Source organism: Pseudoalteromonas sp. PAR1 (genome assembly GCF_947311895.1).
Classification (GTDB): Bacteria; Pseudomonadota; Gammaproteobacteria; order Enterobacterales; family Alteromonadaceae; genus Pseudoalteromonas; species Pseudoalteromonas lipolytica_C.
Map to the genome: position 1 here is coordinate 125,447 of NZ_CAMZMY010000010.1, position 21,983 is coordinate 147,429.

Annotated in this window: 22 protein-coding genes; 11 read left to right on the forward strand and 11 right to left on the reverse strand. The window is 42.3% G+C overall.

The genetic code is table 11. The features are described from left to right. Positions 1–3 precede the first annotated feature (3 nt). A complete protein-coding gene (locus QL229_RS10505; RefSeq protein ID WP_105180503.1) occupies positions 4–420 on the forward strand; it encodes a VF530 family DNA-binding protein in 417 nt (138 codons plus the stop codon). A 189-nt stretch (positions 421–609) separates the two neighbouring features. Continuing rightward, a complete protein-coding gene (gloA, locus tag QL229_RS10510; RefSeq protein ID WP_138557516.1) occupies positions 610–1,140 on the forward strand; it encodes a lactoylglutathione lyase in 531 nt (176 codons plus the stop codon). 72 nt (positions 1,141–1,212) lie between these two features. On the opposite strand, the gene QL229_RS10515 is transcribed toward gloA, so the two are convergent. The 11 genes from QL229_RS10515 to QL229_RS10565 all read right to left on the reverse strand — a co-directional run bounded on the left by QL229_RS10515 (position 1,213) and on the right by QL229_RS10565 (position 12,040). Continuing rightward, the gene (locus QL229_RS10515) at positions 1,213–1,425 is read right to left on the reverse strand and encodes a CPXCG motif-containing cysteine-rich protein (RefSeq protein WP_138557515.1); all 213 of its coding nucleotides are present in this window, start codon (positions 1,423–1,425) and stop codon (positions 1,213–1,215) included. Positions 1,426–1,455: 30 nt separating this feature from the next. Then, positions 1,456–1,911 carry a DUF6678 family protein gene (locus QL229_RS10520; RefSeq protein ID WP_249930208.1) on the reverse strand — a complete coding sequence of 152 codons (456 nt, stop codon included), beginning with the start codon at positions 1,909–1,911 and terminating at the stop codon, positions 1,456–1,458. Positions 1,912–1,922: 11 nt separating this feature from the next. After that, a complete protein-coding gene (locus tag QL229_RS10525; RefSeq protein WP_138557513.1) occupies positions 1,923–3,746 on the reverse strand; it encodes a protein kinase in 1,824 nt (607 codons plus the stop codon). Between the two features lie 55 nt (positions 3,747–3,801). Further along, a complete protein-coding gene (locus QL229_RS10530; protein ID WP_171040409.1) occupies positions 3,802–4,290 on the reverse strand; it encodes a hypothetical protein in 489 nt (162 codons plus the stop codon). Between the two features lie 108 nt (positions 4,291–4,398). Continuing rightward, entirely contained in the window at positions 4,399–5,160 is a 762-nt protein-coding gene (locus tag QL229_RS10535) for an SDR family oxidoreductase (protein WP_138557511.1), read from the reverse strand. Between the two features lie 9 nt (positions 5,161–5,169). Further along, positions 5,170–6,060 carry a 3-hydroxyisobutyrate dehydrogenase gene (gene mmsB / locus QL229_RS10540; protein ID WP_138557510.1) on the reverse strand — a complete coding sequence of 297 codons (891 nt, stop codon included), beginning with the start codon at positions 6,058–6,060 and terminating at the stop codon, positions 5,170–5,172. 17 nt (positions 6,061–6,077) lie between these two features. Continuing rightward, entirely contained in the window at positions 6,078–7,220 is a 1,143-nt protein-coding gene (locus QL229_RS10545) for an enoyl-CoA hydratase/isomerase family protein (protein WP_138557509.1), read from the reverse strand. After that, the gene (locus tag QL229_RS10550; RefSeq protein ID WP_105180497.1) at positions 7,220–7,999 is read right to left on the reverse strand and encodes an enoyl-CoA hydratase; all 780 of its coding nucleotides are present in this window, start codon (positions 7,997–7,999) and stop codon (positions 7,220–7,222) included. Before QL229_RS10550 ends, QL229_RS10545 begins: the two co-directional genes overlap by 1 nt. A gap of 10 nt (positions 8,000–8,009) precedes the next feature. Next, positions 8,010–9,167 (reverse strand): acyl-CoA dehydrogenase family protein, encoded by a 1,158-nt coding sequence (locus QL229_RS10555; protein WP_138557508.1) that lies wholly within the window; start codon positions 9,165–9,167, stop codon positions 8,010–8,012. A 109-nt stretch (positions 9,168–9,276) separates the two neighbouring features. Beyond that, the gene (locus tag QL229_RS10560; protein ID WP_135924628.1) at positions 9,277–10,767 is read right to left on the reverse strand and encodes a CoA-acylating methylmalonate-semialdehyde dehydrogenase; all 1,491 of its coding nucleotides are present in this window, start codon (positions 10,765–10,767) and stop codon (positions 9,277–9,279) included. Between the two features lie 91 nt (positions 10,768–10,858). Further along, positions 10,859–12,040 (reverse strand): acetyl-CoA C-acyltransferase, encoded by a 1,182-nt coding sequence (locus tag QL229_RS10565; RefSeq protein WP_135924630.1) that lies wholly within the window; start codon positions 12,038–12,040, stop codon positions 10,859–10,861. Positions 12,041–12,381: 341 nt separating this feature from the next. On the opposite strand from QL229_RS10565, the gene QL229_RS10570 reads away from it, so the two are divergent. The 9 genes from QL229_RS10570 to QL229_RS10610 all read left to right on the forward strand — a co-directional run bounded on the left by QL229_RS10570 (position 12,382) and on the right by QL229_RS10610 (position 21,948). Further along, on the forward strand, positions 12,382–12,816 hold the full coding sequence (locus QL229_RS10570) for a MerR family DNA-binding transcriptional regulator (RefSeq protein WP_036968456.1): 435 nt from the start codon (positions 12,382–12,384) through the stop codon (positions 12,814–12,816). Between the two features lie 44 nt (positions 12,817–12,860). Then, a complete protein-coding gene (locus QL229_RS10575) occupies positions 12,861–14,036 on the forward strand; it encodes an isovaleryl-CoA dehydrogenase (RefSeq protein ID WP_063705375.1) in 1,176 nt (391 codons plus the stop codon). 9 nt (positions 14,037–14,045) lie between these two features. Further along, positions 14,046–15,653, forward strand: coding sequence for a carboxyl transferase domain-containing protein (locus tag QL229_RS10580; RefSeq protein WP_138557507.1), 1,608 nt, complete (start codon positions 14,046–14,048; stop codon positions 15,651–15,653). 10 nt (positions 15,654–15,663) lie between these two features. Next, on the forward strand, positions 15,664–16,434 hold the full coding sequence (locus tag QL229_RS10585) for an enoyl-CoA hydratase/isomerase family protein (protein ID WP_054553800.1): 771 nt from the start codon (positions 15,664–15,666) through the stop codon (positions 16,432–16,434). An 8-nt stretch (positions 16,435–16,442) separates the two neighbouring features. Further along, on the forward strand, positions 16,443–18,407 hold the full coding sequence (locus QL229_RS10590; protein ID WP_138557506.1) for an acetyl/propionyl/methylcrotonyl-CoA carboxylase subunit alpha: 1,965 nt from the start codon (positions 16,443–16,445) through the stop codon (positions 18,405–18,407). Continuing rightward, a complete protein-coding gene (locus tag QL229_RS10595; protein ID WP_138557505.1) occupies positions 18,407–19,312 on the forward strand; it encodes a hydroxymethylglutaryl-CoA lyase in 906 nt (301 codons plus the stop codon). The genes QL229_RS10590 and QL229_RS10595 overlap by 1 nt, the downstream gene beginning before the upstream one ends. An 11-nt stretch (positions 19,313–19,323) precedes the next feature. Beyond that, positions 19,324–20,022 carry a CoA transferase subunit A gene (locus tag QL229_RS10600; RefSeq protein WP_138557504.1) on the forward strand — a complete coding sequence of 233 codons (699 nt, stop codon included), beginning with the start codon at positions 19,324–19,326 and terminating at the stop codon, positions 20,020–20,022. A gap of 11 nt (positions 20,023–20,033) precedes the next feature. Continuing rightward, positions 20,034–20,690, forward strand: a complete 657-nt coding sequence (locus QL229_RS10605) for a 3-oxoacid CoA-transferase subunit B (protein WP_054553796.1) — start codon at positions 20,034–20,036, stop codon at positions 20,688–20,690. Between the two features lie 379 nt (positions 20,691–21,069). Then, entirely contained in the window at positions 21,070–21,948 is an 879-nt protein-coding gene (locus tag QL229_RS10610) for a LysR family transcriptional regulator (protein WP_135924646.1), read from the forward strand. Positions 21,949–21,983: the final 35 nt, after the last annotated feature.

Here is a 21,983-nt window from a genome sequence, read left to right on the forward strand (position 1 = left end):
CTAATGAGTAATAAAGAAATTTTCAGCAATAACCCACTGCAAGGTGTAGGTATCGAGCAAGTAGTGACAGAGCTTGTCGAGCAATATGGCTGGGAATTGCTCCACGCCTATATGCGTTTAAACTGCTTTAAAAATAATCCAGATGTTAAATCTGCGGTTAAGTTTTTACGTAAAACACAATGGGCTCAAGAAAAAGTCGAGAACTTTTATTTGTATCGCCTTAAAAATTTACCACGCCCAGACGATGTAAACTACGAGCTGCCACCTCGAGATCGCGTGATCCCTGCGGATCAAAAACCTGGTGAACCGTGTGAGTTAAGTTTTACCGACGCTAAACGCATTCACGCAAAAAAAGAAGCCAAGCAACAAGCACGAACCCGTAAACAGCGTTCAAGTGCGAGTAATCCTTGGGGCAACTAATCAACAATTGCTAGTTACAAGCTGTCAATTTATAAGAGCCGCCTGTTGAGGCGGTTTTTTATGTGAGTTAGCAAGTTAATATCTTCAAAACCAGTCAAACTGGTCAATATTATTTTTTATTAATTTAAGGGTAACGTGGTTATGTTAGACTGAGTGCATCATCATTAATGTCATTTAAAAAGGATGTATATGTCTAACTACAACGAATCACCTGAACAAATCGCAAACGCAACGCAAGATTTCGTGATGCAACAAACTATGTTGCGTATTAAAGATCCAAAGCCTTCTTTAGATTTCTACCAAAACGTTTTAGGCATGAAGTTACTGGGTAAATATGATTTTCCTAAAATGGAGTTTACGCTGTACTTTTTAGGTTATGAGCAAGAAATGCCAAAAGCCACCGATAAAGAAAAAGCACAGTGGGTATTTCGCCGCCCTGCTCTTATCGAGCTTACGCATAATTGGGGCACAGAAAACGACGACAGCTTTGCTGGTTATCATAGTGGAAATGATGAACCAAAAGGCTTTGGTCATATCGGTATTAGCGTGCCAGACGTTTACGCTGCGTGCGAACGTTTTGCAAAATACGATGTTGAGTTTGTAAAAAAACCAGACGATGGCTCGATGAAAGGCCTAGCCTTTATTAAAGACCCAGATGGTTATTGGATAGAGATACTTTCTGCTGAAGGGATCACTGAGATAATTGAAGAGCATAAGTAAAAGCCAATTACCCACAAACCTGCTATTTAGCAGGTTTTTATTTCATAAATTAGAAATTTTAGAATCTAATTTCTAAAAATTAGAAAAACCACTACTTTCATCATCACTTGATACTGTAACTGAAAGCTCTTCATCTATGCTTTCAAAAACTAAAAAGTTTATTGGTTTACAGCAAACCTGACAATCTTCAATATATTGCTGATTTAAGTCTGCTGGATCCAGTAAGATTTCTATTTGCTCACCACAATAGGGACAAGTAATCTTTTTCTCTGTTAATTGATTCATGAGCCAAACTCCTTACTATTGAGATCACTTTTAGTGACTTTGTTTAAATAAATTCAACATGTAGTTATTAGTTTCATCAAAAAGCTCATGGCACTTAGGAAGGTATCCCCAAATTCTTAATGTTGTTTTACCCTTTTCGTAAGATAAACCTATCTTATCTAAAAGCTCAGTTAAGCTCTCTGAGTGATCATACTCTTTTATAGATTGATGCCTTCTGACGTCTACTATTTCTTCAATAAAGTATAAATCTAACCACTGAACACCAATAAAAGGAAATGGTAAATGATAGCACCACTCACAATCCCATTCTGATATTTGCCCAGTTACCCATTTCGAACGAAAAGGTGGTTTCCAATTTTTCCATTCTCGAACTTCACAGATGAGCTCATTCCACTTTGTATTGTTTGCAGCTCCTTCAAGATTCCGCATTTTAATAAATCTTAATGCATCAATTTTGTCTTTCTCATTAGCTGAAGCATCAGCCATAGGCAAAAGGCTCATATGTCTAACACTCTTTTGGGATCTCGCGGATAAAACTCATCGGGCTGTCTGGTGCATAAATCAAATTCACGGGTATTTTTGTAAGGTAGCTTCATAAAGCCTGCTACACCTACATCTGTGATACTAACCGCGTATTGCATAAGCTTACTTAATAAACGTTTAAATTCAGGTTCTTTACTGGCATCTAGCAGACGATAGTAATGGTGTATCTTCATCCTATCAGGTAAGGCTTCGAAAATGATACAGCCCGTGTGGTGTATTTGGTTAAGCTCAAATACGCATTTTATGACCTTTTTCGGGAGCTGTAATTGCTCATCCGGGTCTTTACCATCTTCAAAGTAAGAATGCGGTCTGGTTACGTCTGAGGCTTGTACATCCATTACTTCGTAATCAAGCTCAGGTAAATGTTCAAACTTAAAAGCACCGGTGCCATCACGCTCTAGCTGAATGGTCTTACGCGCATCAAACAAACAACATTTAAAGAGACCTTTTTGTTCAATTCCCTGTGCTAACATCACCGTGTTGTTAATGGCATCGGTGAAGGCTGTACCAAGTGTTTCATCATGCAGGATAAGTGATGATTCAACAAACATTGAGTTTTCTTTCCAATGAAAACTTAAACCCCCTACTACCGGGTATTTTGCTAATCGGCTAATAGAGGCCAAAAATGCTTTTTCGGTGTCGCCGGTATCAAATAAAAACTCTTTGTAGTATCTATCGAGCTGAGCATCGTTTACATCAAGTAATTGTTTATTATGGTCAGCTTGTCTTAAAAATTGCTTTCGAGAACTGTAAACCACTGTATCTGGGTGCTCATCAAACTCACTAAACCAATAAGGGATATAAGGTCGAATGACTTTACGAGGCAGTTCAGGTAGGTACGCTTTAGCCATTGTAGGCATGTTACGCATAAAATAATCACCTGCGCCATCTCGGGTTGCCTTATCTTTTGAAAGCATACCGTCAATGACCCGGGCAAGCTCCATAGGTAAATTTAAGCTTGTAGCCGGAATAACCGCCGCACCAAATCGGCAAGATTGTGCGGAGGCTAATGCATAGAGAGTTGATGCAACACCTTGTTCATCAAAACGTGGCGATGACTGCCCGCCCGACATTTGCTCATCACCTATAAAATACACATCACCCATACGAGCATTGGTGGTGCTAATATCAGCAGACATAAGATCCATAAAATTGCTAGCAACCGGATTCCCCTCTGAGTCTATTTGTGCATAAACAGAGCTGCCCCAGTCTACCAATGACAACTTATTAGTTTGTTCATCATAAACAATGTTAGAGGGTTTAATATCACCATGCACAATTGGCTGTGGGCTTAAGCCATTTTTGTGTTCGCGTAAATCTACCAGCACATTACGTAACCTAAGAGCCAGCGCCATGACTTTTGCTGCACTGAAACGCCCCTGTTTGATGGAGATTTTTTCTAAATCTTCACCTAGCGCGCGCTCCATCATTAAGATGCCTTGCTTTTTAATACGCTCAAAGGCATAAAATTTTGGCACGAGTGGGTTTTTAACTTGCGAGAGCATGTAGGCCTCGTCTTCTAAACGGTCACGCACACTTTGCGCTAGGGTTATCCGTGAAAACTTAAATACCCAAGGTAGGTCTTCATCATCGACACCGGCAAAAACAAATCCAAACGCACCAGAACCAATTAATTCAACGTCACTGTAACCAAGCAAGGTAAGTTGTTTAATACAAATGTTAAGCCATTGACGGTGCTTTTTAGCATCATGGTGAGACAGCAAATAAACAGACTGTTCTTCATTGATATAAAAATTGCGGATTTGTTTGGGATTCACTGCATCTCTCAAAGTTAAGCGGCATTTAACCGCTTAATTATTGAATGCTAGGCAGTTAATTACAAGGCTTTTGCTCTTCGATGATCCAGCCATGATTTTTAAAAACTATTTCTGAAAAAATTAAAATGGCACCAGCAAGTAAAATTAGCTCGTTAAGTGATATTACTTCTGCCATAAATACCCATCCCAAAATAAAAAATGCTAATATATCGAGATACCTGAAATACCAGGCTACTTTGCGTGTTTTACCGTAGGTTAGTTGGAAGCGTTGTACTAATTCACCTTCACACTCTAACGATATAACAGCTGAGAACTTAAAGAAGGGCCTAACACGTAAAGACAACTGGCAGGCTTTACCATCAATATTAAATTCATGAACAGATTTCGTTTTAAAGTTACGTGATTCTGCTATTAATTCACCGTCAACTTTCAGAACTTCTTTTCCAGAATAAGCAGAACCACAGTATTCAATTAAATGTTCACCCAGATTGAAGTTAGCTTTAATTCCTTTGCTCATTGAGACTGTAATGCCACCAGTGTTCATAACAAATCTCCTTATCATTATGAATTTAAATTACTTTAAAAATAAAAAAACGGCAAGCTAGGCTTACCGTTTTGGTACTTTCAATGGGTAAAGGGTTACCATTTCAAACTAAAGGCGGATACCGCCATCAATTTCAACAACACGACCTGTAAAGAAGTCGTTCTCTACTATGTATTGTGCTGTTTGGGCAATTTCTTCTGCTTCACCAAAACGACCCACTGGCGTTACCGCCATCATGCGTTGTTTTGCTTCTGGTTTCATTGCATCTGTCATCGCTGTGCGAATAACACCCGGTGCGATTGCACCTACACGGATACCAAAGCGACCTAATTCTTTCGCCCAACCCGTTGTCATCGCAACAACACCAGCTTTAGACGCAGCGTAGTTTGTTTGGCCAATGTTACCAGCACGGGCAACACTCGACATATTTACGATAACGCCGCCTTTGCCAGACTCAATCATGTGGCTCGCAGCTTCACGACCAGCTAAGAATACACCGGTCAAGTTCACATCAATCACAGATTGAAATTGAGCCAACGACATTTTATCAACTACTTTGCCTTCCTTTGCTTTGATAAACATACCATCGCGTAAGATGCCCGCGTTATTAATTAACACGCCGATATGGCCAAAGTCTTTGTTGATAGTGTTGAACGTTGCTACCACGGCGTCTTCGTCGGTCACATTAGCAGCATACGCCATGACTTTTGTGCCATATTTAGCAAGCGCTGATACAGCAGTATCTAGTACATCTTGTTGCATATCGATAAGGGCGATGTTCGCGCCAAGCGATGCAAATTTCTCGGCCATCGCAAAGCCTAAACCTTGCGCACCACCGGTAATTACGATGTTGTTGTTTTTAATATCCACAACAATCTCCTACTTCGAGAATAATTTAAAAATAGCGCTAAAATCATCACTACCCGCACCTTGATGCTGAAGCATAGTGTATAGATTCTTCGCCATTGACCCCATTGGGGTAGATGAATTACTTTGCTGAGCCGCTTCCATAGCAAGACCTAAGTCTTTCGCCATTAAATCAACCATAAAGCCCGGTTTATAATCATTACTTGCTGGCGCCGTTTCCATTACACCAGGGCATGGGTTGTAAAGCTCAAGTGTCCAGTTACGACCAGAGCTTGCAGTCATGATGTCACTTAACACTTTTGGATCGAGCCCGTTGTTGATGCCCATTTGTAGCGCTTCGCTAGTACCAGCCATTAAAATGCTGAGCAGCATGTTGTTACAGATTTTTGCGACTTGACCTGCACCAATATCACCAGCATGGAAGATGTTTTTACCCATATCAACTAAAGCCAGTTTGGCTTTTTCAAAGTGGCTTTGCTCACCACCGACGATAAAGGTTAAAGTGCCCGCTGTTGCACCTGCAACACCACCTGATACCGGTGCATCAACAAAATCAATGCCTTTTTGAGCAAGCTCGCTACCCACTTGACGCGCTGATTCGGCATCTATGGTTGAGCAGTCAATCACTAAGGTTTTGCTATCAAGTAAGTTAATAAGACCCGTTTCACCTAAGTAAAGCGATTTAACGTGTTTGCTTGCTGGTAGCATACTGATAAAAATATCAGCGCCAATAGCACACTCAGCAGCATCGGTAGCAGCAATTGCACCTTTATCGGCAAGCTCACTGACCGCTGCTTTATTTAAGTCAAACACACGAACTGTATGACCTGCATTGACAAGGTTTGCCGCCATTGGGCCACCCATGTTGCCTAAACCAATAAATCCTATTGTTAATTTAGCCATTTGTTTACCCCTTGGAATTAAGATGACGTTAATGAGTTTAGTGGGTGAGATTGCTCATCCCAGCGTGCTGTAAAGAAGCTATCTACAACTGCTTCGTCGATATCGCTAAGCGATTTAAACTGCCAGTTAGGTGCACCGTCTTTGTCAATTAATAGCGCACGAACGCCTTCTTGGAACTCGCCTACTTCGCCACAACGAACTGACATGCCTAGCTCCATTTTGAAGCAATCTGCTAACGTCATCTCTTTTGAATTAGCTAATTGACGTTCAACCAGCGCACAACTAAGCGGACAACCATGTGCTAATGACTTTTGCGCACGGGTAAGCCATTTATCTTCTGTTTCTAAAGCTTGAATGTAGTCAATTTTCCCCTGCAATGAATCAAACTCAGCCAACTTTTGAATAACTGCTAAGTTATCTTTTACATTGCCTTTAGGAACACGGCCTGAAATATTATCAATCGAGATTAAAATGTTTGTTAGCTTTTCGTGGTTTAATGAGGCTGTTTTGCCCCACTTTTCAGCGGTGATAGCCGTTAAAATAGCGTCATATTTATCTGCTGTTGCATAGTGATCAGCAAGATTAACAAACAAGGCATCTTCAGCATTGATAGACGCAGCAGTTAACCCTAAAAATAAACCGACTTGCTCAGGCATTTTATGTAAGAAGTAACTGCCGCCCACATCCGGGTATAAACCAATGGTTAGCTCAGGCATTGCAATACGCGATGTCTCTGTTACCACACGGTGACTTGCCCCAGCCATTAAGCCAAGGCCGCCACCCATGACTATGCCATTTCCCCAAAGTAATATTGGCTTTTCATAGCAGTGAATTAGGTAGTCTAATTTGTACTCAAGGGTAAAAAAGTCTTCAATGTAGTTAGCAGGCTCACCTGTGCTCATTGCTTTATGCAGGCTTACTACATCGCCACCGGCGCAAAATGCTTTTTCGCCAGCCCCTTTTAGAACGACCATGGCAACGGCGTCATCGTCAGCCCATTTTCTAAGCTGCGGCTCAAGCAATTGGATCATGTCGTAATTTAAAGCGTTTAAAGACTTCGGCGCATTGAGTGTCGCAATTGCAATGAGGCCGCTTTCGGCCTCTGCAGTTTCAAACACCACAGGCGCATCTTGATGATTTAGTAGTGTTACATTAGTCATTAGCCATTTACCCAATTTGCTTTACGCTTTTCTAAGAATGCATTCACGCCTTCTTTTTGGTCTTGCGTATCAAATAATTGTACAAATAACTCACGCTCTAATGGCAATGCATGAGCCATAGGTTGTGTGCGACCTTTTTGAATAAGCTCTTTACATGCAGTCACAGCAACCGGGCTTTGTTCGCCAACTTGGTTAGCAAGTTTCATTGCCGCAGCTAAACTTTCGCCAGTGCCAACCACTTCTTCAACAAGACCAATTTCACGTGCTTTGTCTGCTTTTAAGCGCTCACCACACAAGATCATGCGTTTTGCCCAACCCTCACCAACAAGCCATGCAAGGTTTTGCGTACCGCCAGCACATGGCAGTAAGCCAACTTTCGCTTCAGGAAGTGCCATTTGAGCTTGCTCTTCAGCAATGCGAATATCACAAGCAAGGGCCACTTCAAGACCACCACCCATGGCGTAACCATTAATTGCTGCGATTGATACACCTCGGAAATTTGTTAATGCTTCAAATGCATCACCAAACACTTTAGACATGGTGGCAGCAACGCCTTTATCACCACTAGCAAACACGTTTAAATCGGCACCTGCACTAAAGAACTTTTCACCTTGACCTGTAATCACTAGTGCATAGACATTTTTGTTAGCATTTAGCTCAGTTACAGTGTCTTTTAATGCAGTTAATGTATCTTGTGTCCAGGTATTCGCTGGCGGGTTATTCATGGTTAAAACCGCTACGTTACCTTCAATATTTAAATCAATCGATGGATTAGACATAGGTTGCTCCTTATAGAATGTCGCCAGCTGACTCAGCTAAGATACGGCGTGCGATAATCACACGCATGATTTCGTTTGTGCCTTCAAGAATTTGATGCACACGTACGTCTCTAAAATGACGCTCTAATGGGTATTCTTTTATGTAACCGTAACCACCGTGAATTTGTAATGCGTCGTCACAGACTTTAAAACCAACATCTGTAGCAAAACGTTTTGCCATCGCGCAGTAAGTGGTTTTTTCACTGTCACCCGTATCAAGTTTAAATGCGGCTAAGCGTACCATTTGACGAGCGGCAACAAGCTCGGTGTTCATATCGGCAATCTTAAATTGCAGTGCTTGGAAAGCAGCTAATGGCTTACCAAACTGCTCACGCTCTTTTAAGTATTCGCGAGCAGTATTAAGAGCTGCTTGAGCTGTACCTATAGAACAAGTTGCAATGTTAATGCGACCACCGTCTAAGCCTTGCATTGCAAACTTAAAGCCTTCGCCTTCTTGACCTAGTAAGTTAGCCGCAGGAATTCTGACACCTTCAAAGCTAATTAAACGTGTTGGCTGTGCATTCCAGCCCATTTTTTCTTCAGCTTTACCGTATTCAATACCTGCTGCATCAGCTGGCACAACAAATGCCGAAATACCGGCTGCGCCTTCACCACCAGTGCGCGCCATAACAACCAGTAAGTCAGTTTCACCAGCACCTGAGATAAACATTTTAGAGCCTGAGATCACATATTCATCGCCCTCTTTAACCGCTTTGGTTTTTAGCGATGCGGCATCAGAGCCTGAACCCGGCTCTGTTAAACAGTAGGACGCAAGTAACTCACCCATTACTAATTGTTCACAGTACTGGGCTTTAACCTCATCAGTACCAAAGCTTGCAATCATCCACGTTGCCATATTATGAATGGTCAACATAGCGGTCGTTGCTGTACAACCCATAGCAAGCTGTTCGAAAATAATGCTTGAATCTAGGCGAGATAAACCTAAGCCACCCGCTTCTTCTGGGGTATATAAACCACAAAAGCCAAGCTCACCGGCTGCTTTAATGGTGTCTTTAGGGAAAATGTGTTCTTGGTCCCACTTAGCTGCATTAGGCGCAAGTTCAGACTCTGCAAACTGACGGGCTGTTTCAGCAAACGCTTGCTGATCTTCGGTTAAATTAAAGTCCATAGTAGACCTCTATTTGTTGTCTTATTCTTGTGTGAATAACGATTGTTGTCGTTTAAATGTGTGTTCTTTGAGCGAGCTTTTGCTCGCTCAGCAGTAAATTAATTACGGCTTATTTAAGGTTGATACTCATGTTCGGACCTGAGGCGATATCATCCTCGAACCAACGTGAAGTAATTGTTTTCGTTTCTGTGTAAAAACGAATACCTTGCTTACCATAGGTGTGTTGATCGCCGTAGAATGAGCCTTTCCAACCGGTGAAAGAGAAAAACGGAAGTGGTACAGGAATTGGCACGTTGATACCAACTTGACCTACTTCGATTTCATGTTGGAATTTACGTGCAGCAGCGCCGCTTGATGTGAATAACGAAGTACCGTTACCGTAAGGCGAGTTATTGATAAGCTCAATCGCCTCATCGAGTGTATCTACAAACATACAAGCCAGTACTGGACCAAAGATCTCTTCTTTGTATAAATCCATTTCTGTTGTTACATCAGTAAATAAAGTTGGGCCAACCCAGTTGCCTTGCTCGTAGCCTTCAACAGTAAAGTCAGAGCCATCAATTAAGCACGTTGCACCTTGTTCTTTACCACTTGCGATAAGTGATAAGATACGATCTTTTGCCGCTTTTGATGTTTGTGGGCCGTAGGCCGCGTTTGCATCATCCCATACACCAGGGCGTACGTTTTCAAAGCCGGCTTTAATTTCATCAACCCAGTCTTTTGCTTGACCAACAAACACAGCAACGGAAATACCCATACAGCGCTGACCCGCAGCACCTACAGACGCACCGACTAAGTTATTTACAACATGCGATTTACTTGCATCAGGCATAATTACCATGTGGTTTTTTGCACCCACACAAGCTTGTACGCGTTTAAGGTTTGCAGTGCCTTTTGAATAGATGTATTCACCTACACCACACGAACCAACAAATGAAATAGCGCGTACGGCTGGATCTTCTAATAAACGGTCAACTTGTGGTTTTGTACCATGAACAACTTGTAACACCCCTTTTGGCGCACCCGCTTCAACAAACAATTCAGCTAAACGCATCGGTGTTAGTGGATCTTGCTCTGATGGTTTAAGAATAAAGGTGTTACCACACACAATAGCCAGTGGGAACATCCATAATGGGATCATCGCAGGAAAGTTAAATGGCGTAATACCTGCACAGACACCCAGCGGTTGCATGTAAGAATAGGTATCGATTTTACGCGCTACGTTTTCCATTGTTTCGCCCATCATTAGTGATGGTGCATTGGCTGCTTGCTCAACAACTTCAATACCACGCCAAACATCGCCTTTGGCATCTTCAAATGTTTTACCCAGCTCATGACAAATAATCGTCGCAAGCTCGTCATGGTTTTCTTTAAGTAGTGCAGCGTATTTCATCATAATGCGCGCACGCTCAGAAATTGGCACTTCTTTCCATGTTTTAAACGTTTCTTTTGCAGAGGCAATGGCTGCATCCATTTCAGCATCCGTTGCACACGGAACTTGCGCTAACACTTCTTGGTTTGCAGGATTGATAACATCAATCAACTGCGTTGAACTTGATTGGGTAAATTCGCCGTTGATAAATAAAGGTACTTGGTGCATGAGGCACTCCTCCCCAGTGGGTATAAAGAGGCCGCAACATGATAGTTTTTGAAATACGTTGCGGCTGTGAGAGATTAAAATTCTAAAGCGATTAAATAGCTTCAACTGCCATAGCAACAGCTTCACCACCACCGATACACAGTGAGGCAACACCTTTGCTAAGACCACGATTCTTTAATGCATGAATTAACGTTACTAAGATACGCGCGCCGCTTGCACCAATTGGGTGACCAAGTGCACAGGCACCGCCGTTTACGTTTACTTTGCTTTCATCAAGTTTTAACTCGTTAATTGCAAGCATAGTCACCATGGCGAACGCTTCGTTGATTTCCCATAAATCAACATCATTAACAGACCAACCTGCTTTTTCTAAAAGCGATTGCATCGCGCCAACTGGTGCTAAAGTAAATTCGCTTGGTGCTTGAGAATGTGTGCTGTGAGCAACAATACGGCAAAGTGGTGTTAAACCTTGTGCTTTAGCATCTGACTCACGCATTAACACAAGTGCTGCTGCACCATCAGAAATTGATGACGAGTTCGCAGCTGTAATTGTGCCGTCTTTTTTAAATGCAGGACGTAAACCTGGAATTTTATCAGGACGTGCATTGCCTGGTTGCTCATCAATCGCAACAGTCACATCACCTTTGCGTGTTGAGATAGTGTGTGCGGCGATTTCATTATCAAATGCGCCTGTTTCAATTGCGCTATTTGCTTTAGTCAGTGAGCTAAGTGCAAAGTTGTCCATTTGTTCACGACCAATTGAATATTGATCGGCAGTATCTTGTGCAAAACAACCCATTGCTTTGTTGTCGTAAGCATCTTCAAGGCCGTCACACATCATGTGATCTTTTACTTCGCCATGACCCATACGCATACCTGAACGTGCATTAGGTAACATATAAGGCGCGTTACTCATGCTTTCCATACCACCTGCAACAGCGGTGTTTATAGAGCCTGATTTAATTAAGTCATGGGCAAACATTGCAGCCTTTAAGCCAGAGCCACATACTTTGTTGATTGTTGTTGCGCCAGTACCTTGGTTAAGGCCCGCTTTTAACATTGCTTGTCGCGCAGGTGCTTGACCAAGACCAGCTGGTAATACACAGCCCATGATCACTTCGTCAATCTTATCGGCAGATAAACCAGCTTGCTCTAAGCTACTTTTAATAGCTGTAGCACCTAAATCAGTTGCGTGAGCACCACTAAGTGCGCCCATAAAACCACCCATAGGGGTACGTTTTGCGGCAACAATAACAACGGCTTCAGTAGTCATAATTGGCTCCATGTTAGTGGTTATCATCATGTGTTCAAATCATGTGTAACCAAACAGTTAATTTGTTATAGTTTAATTTCGATTTAATTCAGCATACATAATATTTACGTTTACGCCAACGTAAATCTAAAATCAACTTTTTTGCGGTCGTTAAAACTGTAAACTTATCTGTATTTTGTTGTATTAAAAATCGAACATCTGCTTACAAGGCTAGATAAATAGAGCTTTTCAACAAATCCAACCAGTTATCTTTATAAGTCTAAAGTATAACTCCCAAATCACCCTTTACCTTTACGTAAACTTCACTTATATTGGAGTTATTCGAATGAGGTAAATAAATCATGAAACAAGACAATCAAACAAACTTTGAAAGCGCAGCAGTTGAACCTGCTAGCAATGAGCAAACGTTTAGTATCAGCGAACTAGCAAAAGAATTTGATATTACCACCCGCTCTATCCGCTTTTACGAAGACCAAGGCCTGATATCACCTGAGCGCAATGGTCAAACCCGTATTTATTCAAAACGCGACAAAGTAAGACTAAAACTTATTCTACGCGGTAAACGCTTAGGTTTTACCTTGGCTGAAACGGGTCGTTTGTTTGAACTTTACGATGCTGATAAGTCAAGCGCTAAACAGCTAGTGACTATGCTTGACCTTATCGCAGAAAAAAAAGCGGATCTAAGCCAACAAATGGACGACATTAAAGTTGTACTGATGGAATTGGTTACAGCAGAACGCCGCTGTCGTGAAACCCTTAATAATTTAGACGAATAACCTGACAACAATCTCGTCAACAGACTCTCACAGGAACACACATTATGAGCACTATTTCACTATACAAAGAAATGAACTTCGGACTTGGCGAAACAGCAGACATGATCCGCGATCACGTTAATAGCTTTGCCAGCCAAGAAATCGCCCCACTTGCAGAACAAACCGATATAGACAATGCCTTCCCTAATCAGCTTTGGCCACAGCTTGGCGAAATGGGTTTATTAGGTATGACAGTACCTGAAGAGTTTGGTGGTGCGGGCCTTGGTTACCTTGAGCATGTAATCGCAATGGAAGAAATTAGCCGTGCAAGCGCATCGATTGGTTTAAGTTATGGTGCTCATTCAAACCTATGTGTAAATCAAATTAACCGTAATGGGTCACAGGCTCAAAAAGAAAAATACCTGCCTAAGCTTATCAGCGGTGAGCACATTGGTGCCCTTGCGATGAGTGAGCCAAATGCGGGTTCTGATGTTGTATCAATGAAATTAAAAGCTGAGAAAAAAGGCGATGTGTTTGTACTTAACGGTAACAAGATGTGGATCACGAATGGTCCAGATGCCGATACCTTTGTTATCTATGCAAAAACAGATTTAAATGCCGGCCCAAAAGGGATCACAGCCTTCATCGTTGAACGTAACACACCAGGGTTTTCTACTGCGCAGAAGCTAGACAAACTTGGTATGCGTGGCTCTAACACGTGTGAATTAGTGTTCGAGAACTGCGAAGTACCAGCAGAAAACATTCTAGGTAACTTAAACGAAGGCGTAAAAGTACTTATGAGTGGCCTAGATTATGAGCGTGTTGTTTTAGCTGCAGGCCCGCTTGGTATTATGCAAGCATGTATGGACATTGTGGTTCCTTATATTCATGAGCGTAAACAATTTGATAGCCCGATTGGTCAGTTCCAGCTTATTCAAGGCAAAATCGCTGATATGTACACGCAAATGAATGCAGCTCGTTCATACGTTTACACGGTAGCTCGTGCATGTGATCGCGGTGAAACAACACGTAAAGATGCTGCTGGTGCGATTTTATATGCGGCAGAGCTGGCGACTAAAATGGCCCTTGATGCTATCCAAATCTTAGGTGGTAATGGTTATATCAACGAATACGCGACAGGTCGTTTATTGCGTGATGCAAAACTATATGAAATTGGCGCAGGTACCTCTGAAATCCGCCGCATGCTGATTGGACGCGAATTATTCACTGAAAGCCGATAGGACCTTGTTATGACGATTTTAAAATCGAGTGTAAATCCACACGATCCGCAATTTTTGCAAAATCACAACAACATGGCAGCGCTCGTAACTGACTTACGTGAAAAAGTAGCGGATATCCGTTTAGGCGGTGGCCCTGCCCTGATTGAGCGCCACCAAGGCCGTGGTAAGTTGTTTGTTCGTGACCGTATTGAAACGCTACTTGATGAAGGCTCGCCATTTTTAGAGATTTCACAATTTGCAGCCTTTGGCGTGTATGAACAAGCCATTCCTTGTGCCGGTGTTGTTGCCGGTATTGGTCGTGTGAAAGGCGTTGAATGTATGATCATCGCCAATGATGCAACCGTAAAAGGCGGTACTTACTTTCCGTTAACGGTGAAAAAACATCTACGCGCCCAAGATATCGCAGAGCGTTGTCATTTACCGTGTATTTATTTAGTTGACTCAGGTGGTGCAAACCTGCCTGAACAAGATGATGTATTCCCAGATAAATTACATTTTGGCCGTATTTTCTATAATCAGGCACGTATGTCTGGTAAAGGCATTCCACAAATTGCAGTCGTAATGGGTTTATGTACTGCAGGTGGTGCTTATGTACCAGCGATGGCTGATGAAAGTATTATCGTAAAAGAGCAAGGCACAATTTTCTTAGCAGGCCCGCCACTGGTTAAAGCGGCTACGGGTGAAGAAGTAAGTGCTGAAGAGCTCGGTGGTGCTGATGTTCACTGTAAAACATCAGGTGTTGCCGATCACTATGCTGAAAACGATGCTCATGCGCTTTCGATTGCGCGCCAATGTATTGAACGAATTAACTATCAGCGCCCTACTGCACCATTACTTGATGATGTTAAACCGCCGCGTTACGACATTAACGAAATTTACGGCATTGTGGGTACCGACCTTAAAAAGCCATTTGATGTACGAGAAGTAATTGCTCGAGTTGTTGATGATTCATCATTTGATGAATTTAAACGCTACTTTGGCGAAACCTTAGTAACCGGCTTTGCAAAAATCTTTGGTCACCCTGTCGGTATTGTTGCCAACAACGGCATTTTATTTAGTGAATCGGCGCAAAAAGGCGCGCACTTTATTCAACTATGTGCACAACGCAAAATTCCTTTAGTGTTTTTACAAAACATTACTGGCTTTATGGTTGGTAAAAAATACGAAGCTGAAGGCATCGCCAAACATGGTGCGAAAATGGTAACCGCTGTGTCATGTGCTGATGTGCCAAAATTTACCGTGTTAATTGGTGGCTCGTATGGTGCAGGTAACTACGGTATGTGTGGCCGCGCGTTTGAGCCTACCATGATGTGGATGTGGCCAAATGCTCGTATCTCTGTAATGGGTGGTGAACAAGCAGCTGGCGTTCTTGCACAAGTTAAACAAGATGGTTTAGCCCGTAAAGGCGAAAGCATGACTGATGAGCAAGTCAGTGAGTTTAAAAAGCCAATTATCGAGCAATACGAAAAACAAGGTCATCCATATTACGCCAGTGCCCGCCTTTGGGATGATGGCATTATCGATCCTGCTGATACCCGCAATGTATTAGGGCTTGCCTTAAGCGCAGCTAAAAATGCACCAGAGCGCGATTCGCAGTTCGGCGTATTTAGAATGTAATGGAGGCCTTATGTCAGTAACACTCGAAATAACTAAATCAAATGTGGCTGTACTGGTACTAAGTCGCCCTGAAAAACACAATGCATTTAACGAAGAAGTCATTAGTGAGCTGATCCGTTTAATTGAACACGCAAATAGCTGTGATGTGCGCGCTCTGGTTTTAAAAACCGAAGGTAAGCACTTCTCTGCTGGCGCTGATTTAAATTGGATGAAGTCGATGGCAGGCAATGACTTTGCTGAAAACTTAGCAGATTCAATGCAGCTGGCAAAGCTTATGAAAGTCCTTGCTACAAGCCCTCACCCTACAATTTGTGCCGTACAAGGTGCTGCTTTTGGCGGTGCGCTAGGCTTGATTGCGTGTTGTGATATCGCTATTTGCCAAGACGATGCACAATTTTGCTTAAGTGAAGTAAAGCTTGGTCTTATTCCTGCGGTTATCAGCCCTTATGTAATTAAAGCTATTGGTGAACGCGCTGCACGTCGTTACTTTTTAACGGCTGAGATATTCGACGCTCATACAGCCAAGCAACTGGGTTTAATTCACCAGATCACCGGCGATTTGCAAACAGCGCTCGACAAACATTTACAAAACCTTGTCAACAATGGCCCTATTGCCGTTAAAGCAGCAAAGCAGCTTATAAATGATGTGGCTGGTAATGTAATTGATGATGCACTTATTGAGTTAACCGCAGAGCGCATTGCACGCATTCGTGTATCTGAAGAAGGCCAAGAAGGCCTAACTGCATTTTTTGAAAAACGCGCCCCTAACTGGCAGAAATAGGAACCATTATGACAACAAAATCATTGAAAAAAATTCTCGTTGCCAACCGTGGTGAAATTGCCTGCCGAGTTATGCGTACAGCAAAGCAAATGGGCTTAACAACGGTTGCAGTTTACTCAGATGCAGATAAACATGCTCAGCACGTAAAGCTTGCTGATGAAGCGTATCACATTGGTCCTGCGCCAAGTAAAGACTCATACTTAGTGGCAGACAAAATCATCGATGTGGCAAAACAAGCAGGTGTTGATTGTATTCACCCGGGTTATGGCTTTTTATCTGAGAACTCTGACTTTGCTCTCGCGTGTGAGAAAAATGATATTGCCTTTATTGGCCCACCAGCATCAAGCATTGAAGCCATGGGTTCAAAAACCCGCGCTAAAGAAATTATGTACCAAGCAAATGTACCTTTAGTGCCTGGTTATTATGGTGACAATCAAGATACTGAGTTCTTACAAGCCGAAGCTGAAAAAATAGGTTATCCCGTACTTATTAAAGCAGCCTTTGGTGGCGGTGGTAAAGGTATGCGAGTTGTTGAACACGCAAAAGACTTTATCAGTGCTCTTGAAGGCGCAAAACGTGAAGCAAAAGCCGGCTTTGGTAACGATTTAGTACTGTTAGAGCGCTATGTCACTAAACCTCGCCATGTTGAAGTACAAGTTTTTGCAGATAGCCATGGTAACTGTGTGTACTTAGGCGACCGTGACTGCTCTTTGCAGCGTCGCCACCAAAAAGTAATTGAAGAAGCCCCTGCTCCGGGTTTATCTGATGCACTTCGTAAAGAAATGGGTGAAGCGGCGGTACGTTGTGCCCAAGCGATTAATTATCGCGGTGCAGGTACGGTTGAGTTTTTACTTTGTGGTGATGAATTCTTCTTCATGGAAATGAACACCCGTTTGCAGGTAGAGCACCCAGTAACAGAAATGGTTACTGGTGTTGATTTGGTGAATTGGCAAATCAACATTGCGGCATGTGAAGCATTACCACTTAGCCAAGCAGATATTCAACTGCAAGGTCACAGCTTTGAAGCGCGCATTTATGCTGAAGATCCAAGTAATGACTTTATTCCGTGTTCTGGCCACATTGACGCCCTATTCACACCGAACGAATCTGAATTTGTACGTATAGATACAGGGATTGAAGCGGGTGATGAAATTAGCCCGTTCTACGACCCTATGATTGCTAAATTAATTGTTCATGACGATAATCGTGAGGCAGCGCTTGGGCGTTTATCAAAAGCACTAGAGCAGTTCCATCTAGCAGGTTTTAGCTGTAACGTTAATTTCTTACATAATCTTGCTAACCACCCTACTTTTCAAGCAGGTGCACCCGATACGCACTTTATTGAAGACCAAGGTGAGCGCCTTGTTGCTAAAAACGAGCAACAGTCTGTTATTGCGACCGTTGTGGCAGCCTATGCGTATGCACATCAACTAAAAGGTGAAAGCAGCAGCCCATGGCAACAATTAACAGGCTTTATGCTAAACAGTGACGCTAAAACAACAATTCCGTTTGTAGATTTTAACGTTCATGCTATTAAGACCTCAGAAGGCTTTAAAATCAGCCTAGATGGAGTTGACTATACAACCTCGGGCAAGGTTGAAAATGGCCTTGCAAACCTAGTCGTTAATGGCGAAAAAGTTGTGGCTCATATTAATCAAACAGACTCTCACATCACAGTGATGTACAAAGCACAACAAACAGTGCTAGAGCTGATTGATAAACACTATATTAGTGAACACGAAAGTGATGCACTACCACTTGCTGCGCCACTCAATGGTACTGTTGTTAAGCATTTGGTTGAGGTGGGTAGTACGGTTGCTAAAGGTGATGCGGTCGTCATTATTGAAGCTATGAAAATGGAATACACACTCAATGCCCCGCATGATGGTGTATTAACGAGCTATTGCTTTGCTGAAGGTGAACTGGTGAGTCACGGTGATATGCTCGCGATTGTAGAAGAGCCGGAGGCGTAATGGCACAGTTTCCTGATTTTGTTCGCATTGTAGAAGTTGGCGCCAGAGACGGTTTGCAAAATGAAGCAGCCGTTAGTACTCAAGATAAAGTCGATCTTATCAACGCCCTTGCAGATGCTGGCCTTAAAGATATTGAAGCCGGCGCATTTGTGTCACCTAAATGGGTGCCACAAATGGCTGACTCAAGCGATGTAATTAGCGCGTTAAATTTGCCTAATGTTAACTTAAGTGCCCTCACCCCAAATTTACGGGGTGCAGAAGCAGCAAAACAAGTCGACATTCAAGAATTTGCTATCTTTACAGCGGCAAGTGAAGCGTTTTGTCAAAAGAACATTAACTGCTCTATTGATGAAAGTATTGATCGCTTTAAAGATGTGATGGCTTTTGCCAAAGCGAATAACATTCGTGTTAGAGGTTATGTGAGCTGCGTTATGGGTTGCCCATATCAAGGTGATGTCGACTACAATGATGTATTAAAAGTATCACAAAGATTACTTGAGCTTGGCTGTTACGAAATTAGCCTAGGTGACACCATTGGTGTGGGTACGGCGAAAAAAGTCGATGAATTATTAGATTTACTTTTGCAACATATTGATAAATCAAAACTCGCTGTACATTTTCACGACACCTACGGGCAAGCGCTCACAAATATTTACACCGCCCTAAGCCGCGGTATAGCAACGGTTGACAGTGCTGTTGCAGGCCTTGGTGGTTGCCCTTATGCCAAAGGCGCGTCAGGAAATGTTGCCACTGAAGATGTAGTTTACTTACTGCAAGGGCTTGGCATAGAGCATGGAATTGATTTAGAAAGACTGGCAAAAGCTGGTTGGGCTATTTGCAGTGCATTAAATAAACAACCTGTCAGCAAGGTATCACTTGCTCTAAAGAACACTCAGAATAATTAAGGAGTAGGCTCATGGCCGGTTTCGATAAAGTGGTTTCAAGTTATGAAGCTGCAATGGAAGGTTTAAAAGATGGCGATACTGTTATCGCTGGTGGCTTTGGCTTGTGTGGTATTCCTGAGGGACTTATCAGTGAAATTAAGCGTAAACAGACTAAAAATCTAACCGTTGTTTCGAACAACTGCGGTGTTGATGATTTTGGTTTAGGTGTTTTACTTCACGATAAGCAAATTAAAAAAATCATCGCTTCTTATGTGGGTGAAAATGCCCTTTTCGAAAAACAACTACTCGATGGCGAAATTGATGTTGTTTTAACACCACAAGGGACACTGGCTGAGAAGATGCGTGCTGGTGGTGCGGGTATTCCTGCGTTTTATACCGCTACAGGTTACGGTACTCCGGTTGCCGAAGGTAAAGAAGTCAAAGAATTTGATGGTCGCCCGTATATCTTAGAAGAATCAATTACTGGCGAGTTTGCCATTGTTAAAGCATGGAAAGCCGACCGCTACGGTAACCTTGTATTTCGCCACACAGCAATGAACTTCAACCCGATGGCCGCGACAGCAGGTAAAATTACTGTTGCTGAAGTTGAAGAAATTGTTGAGCCAGGTGAACTTGAACCAAGCCAAATTCATACCCCAGGTATTTATGTTAATCGCGTGATCAAAGGCGACTTTGAAAAACGCATTGAACGTGTAACAACTCGCGATTAAGGAGCAATAAAATGGCATTATCACGTGAACAAGTTGCAATGCGTGTTGCACAAGAACTACAAGATGGCTATTACGTAAACCTAGGTATTGGTATTCCTACTCTGGTTGCTAACTATGTACCTGACGGTATCGAAGTTATGTTGCAGTCTGAAAATGGCTTATTAGGTATGGGTGCGTACCCAACTAAAGACCAAGTTGATGCAGATATGATCAACGCGGGTAAAGAAACCGTGACAGCAGCCACAGGTGCAGCAATATTTAATAGTGCAGATAGTTTTGCCATGATACGGGGTGGTCATGTAGACTTAACAGTATTAGGTGCATTTGAAGTTGACCAGAACGGTAACATCGCATCGTGGATGATCCCAAAAAAGCTAATTAAAGGCATGGGTGGCGCGATGGACCTCGTTGCTGGCGCGAAGAATATTATTGTTACGATGACTCATGCAAGCAAGCATGGCGACTCTAAGTTATTAGAAAGTTGCACTTTACCGCTAACTGGGGTTAACTGTGTAAAGAAAATCGTAACTGATTTAGCCGTACTAGAAGTTAAAGACGGCGCATTTCATCTAATCGAACGCGCTCCGGGCGTGTCAGTAGATGAAATTATTAGCAAAACGGCAGGCAAATTGCTTGTTGAAGGTGATGTTCCAGAGATGGTTTTTTAAACCACTCACATCCCATGTACCGACCTCATTCCCAGTGCCAATGGCGCTGAGTTACCCAAAATCCCTCGCAAGAGGGATTTTTTTTATCTCTTAGCTACAGAACTTTTGCACCAATTTGTCACACAAATGGTTTAAAATGCCCTAACTTTGTGAGGTTAAAGTCTTTGAGGCTTAGGGTGTTACCTGTTTCAGAAAAATGGTAAAATTCACAATCCACAATAAAAGTAGATTAAACAATCAATTACCGAATGTTTTTTATGCTTTTATGCAAAGATTAGCTATATTTATTTTTTACTCTTTTACTTTTTACATTTTGGGATAATAATTGCTTAGCAGTTAATTAACTAATAAGCGCTATCGAGACTTACTGAAATTAACTATGCAAACACCTATTCGTGGCTTACGCTCATTTTGTTTTGCTGCACGTACTCTTAGTTTTAAAGATGCGGCAAACCAACTTTACCTTACGCCTTCTGCTGTAAGCCATCAGATCAAACAATTAGAAGAACAATTGGGTATTGAACTGTTTGAACGTCAAACCCGCTCAATTCGCCTGACAGCTGCAGGTAAGAATTTTTATGACTCTGTGTCACCGCTTATAAAAGCGCTTGAAAAAACCATCAACGAGTTTAGTCAATTACAAGAGAATGTGACTATTAGCATCACACTACCTGAATTTTTCGCCAGTGAACTGTTAATGCCGAAGCTAAGCGAATGGACTAGTGAACACCCTAATACTAACTTACAGCTTAATACCTTAAAAACGCGTAAAGAGCTGACTAAGCAAAGTGATTTATCGATTGTATTGTCTTCGTCTAAACCGCATGAAGGCGTTGTACATGAGCTGTTTTCTTTATCGTATACACCAGCATGTAATAAAGAAAACTGGCAAGCATGGCAAGAAAACCCATTTCAGGCCTTAAACGAAGTACCTCTTATACTTCACAAAGCACGTCCTTGGGCTTGGCACCAATGGGCAGAACATGCCGGTGTAGAAGACTTCGCACCAAAGCAAATTATTCAGGTTGATAGTATGTTTGGTGTGGCACGTGCAGCGCAACAGGGTATGGGTATTGCCCTAATCCCCTTACCTATTAGTCAGACTTGGTTTGATGAGCAATGGCTATTTAATTTCACTGATATGCCATTAAAAACCAAAGACAAATACTACTTAGTGCAACATGACCCTAGCGAAACAAATGCACAGCTAGAGCTGTTTATTAAATGGATGATTGATACTTTTAAACATCTAAAATAACAAATGATCACGACCCTCAACTTCATTGAGGGTCT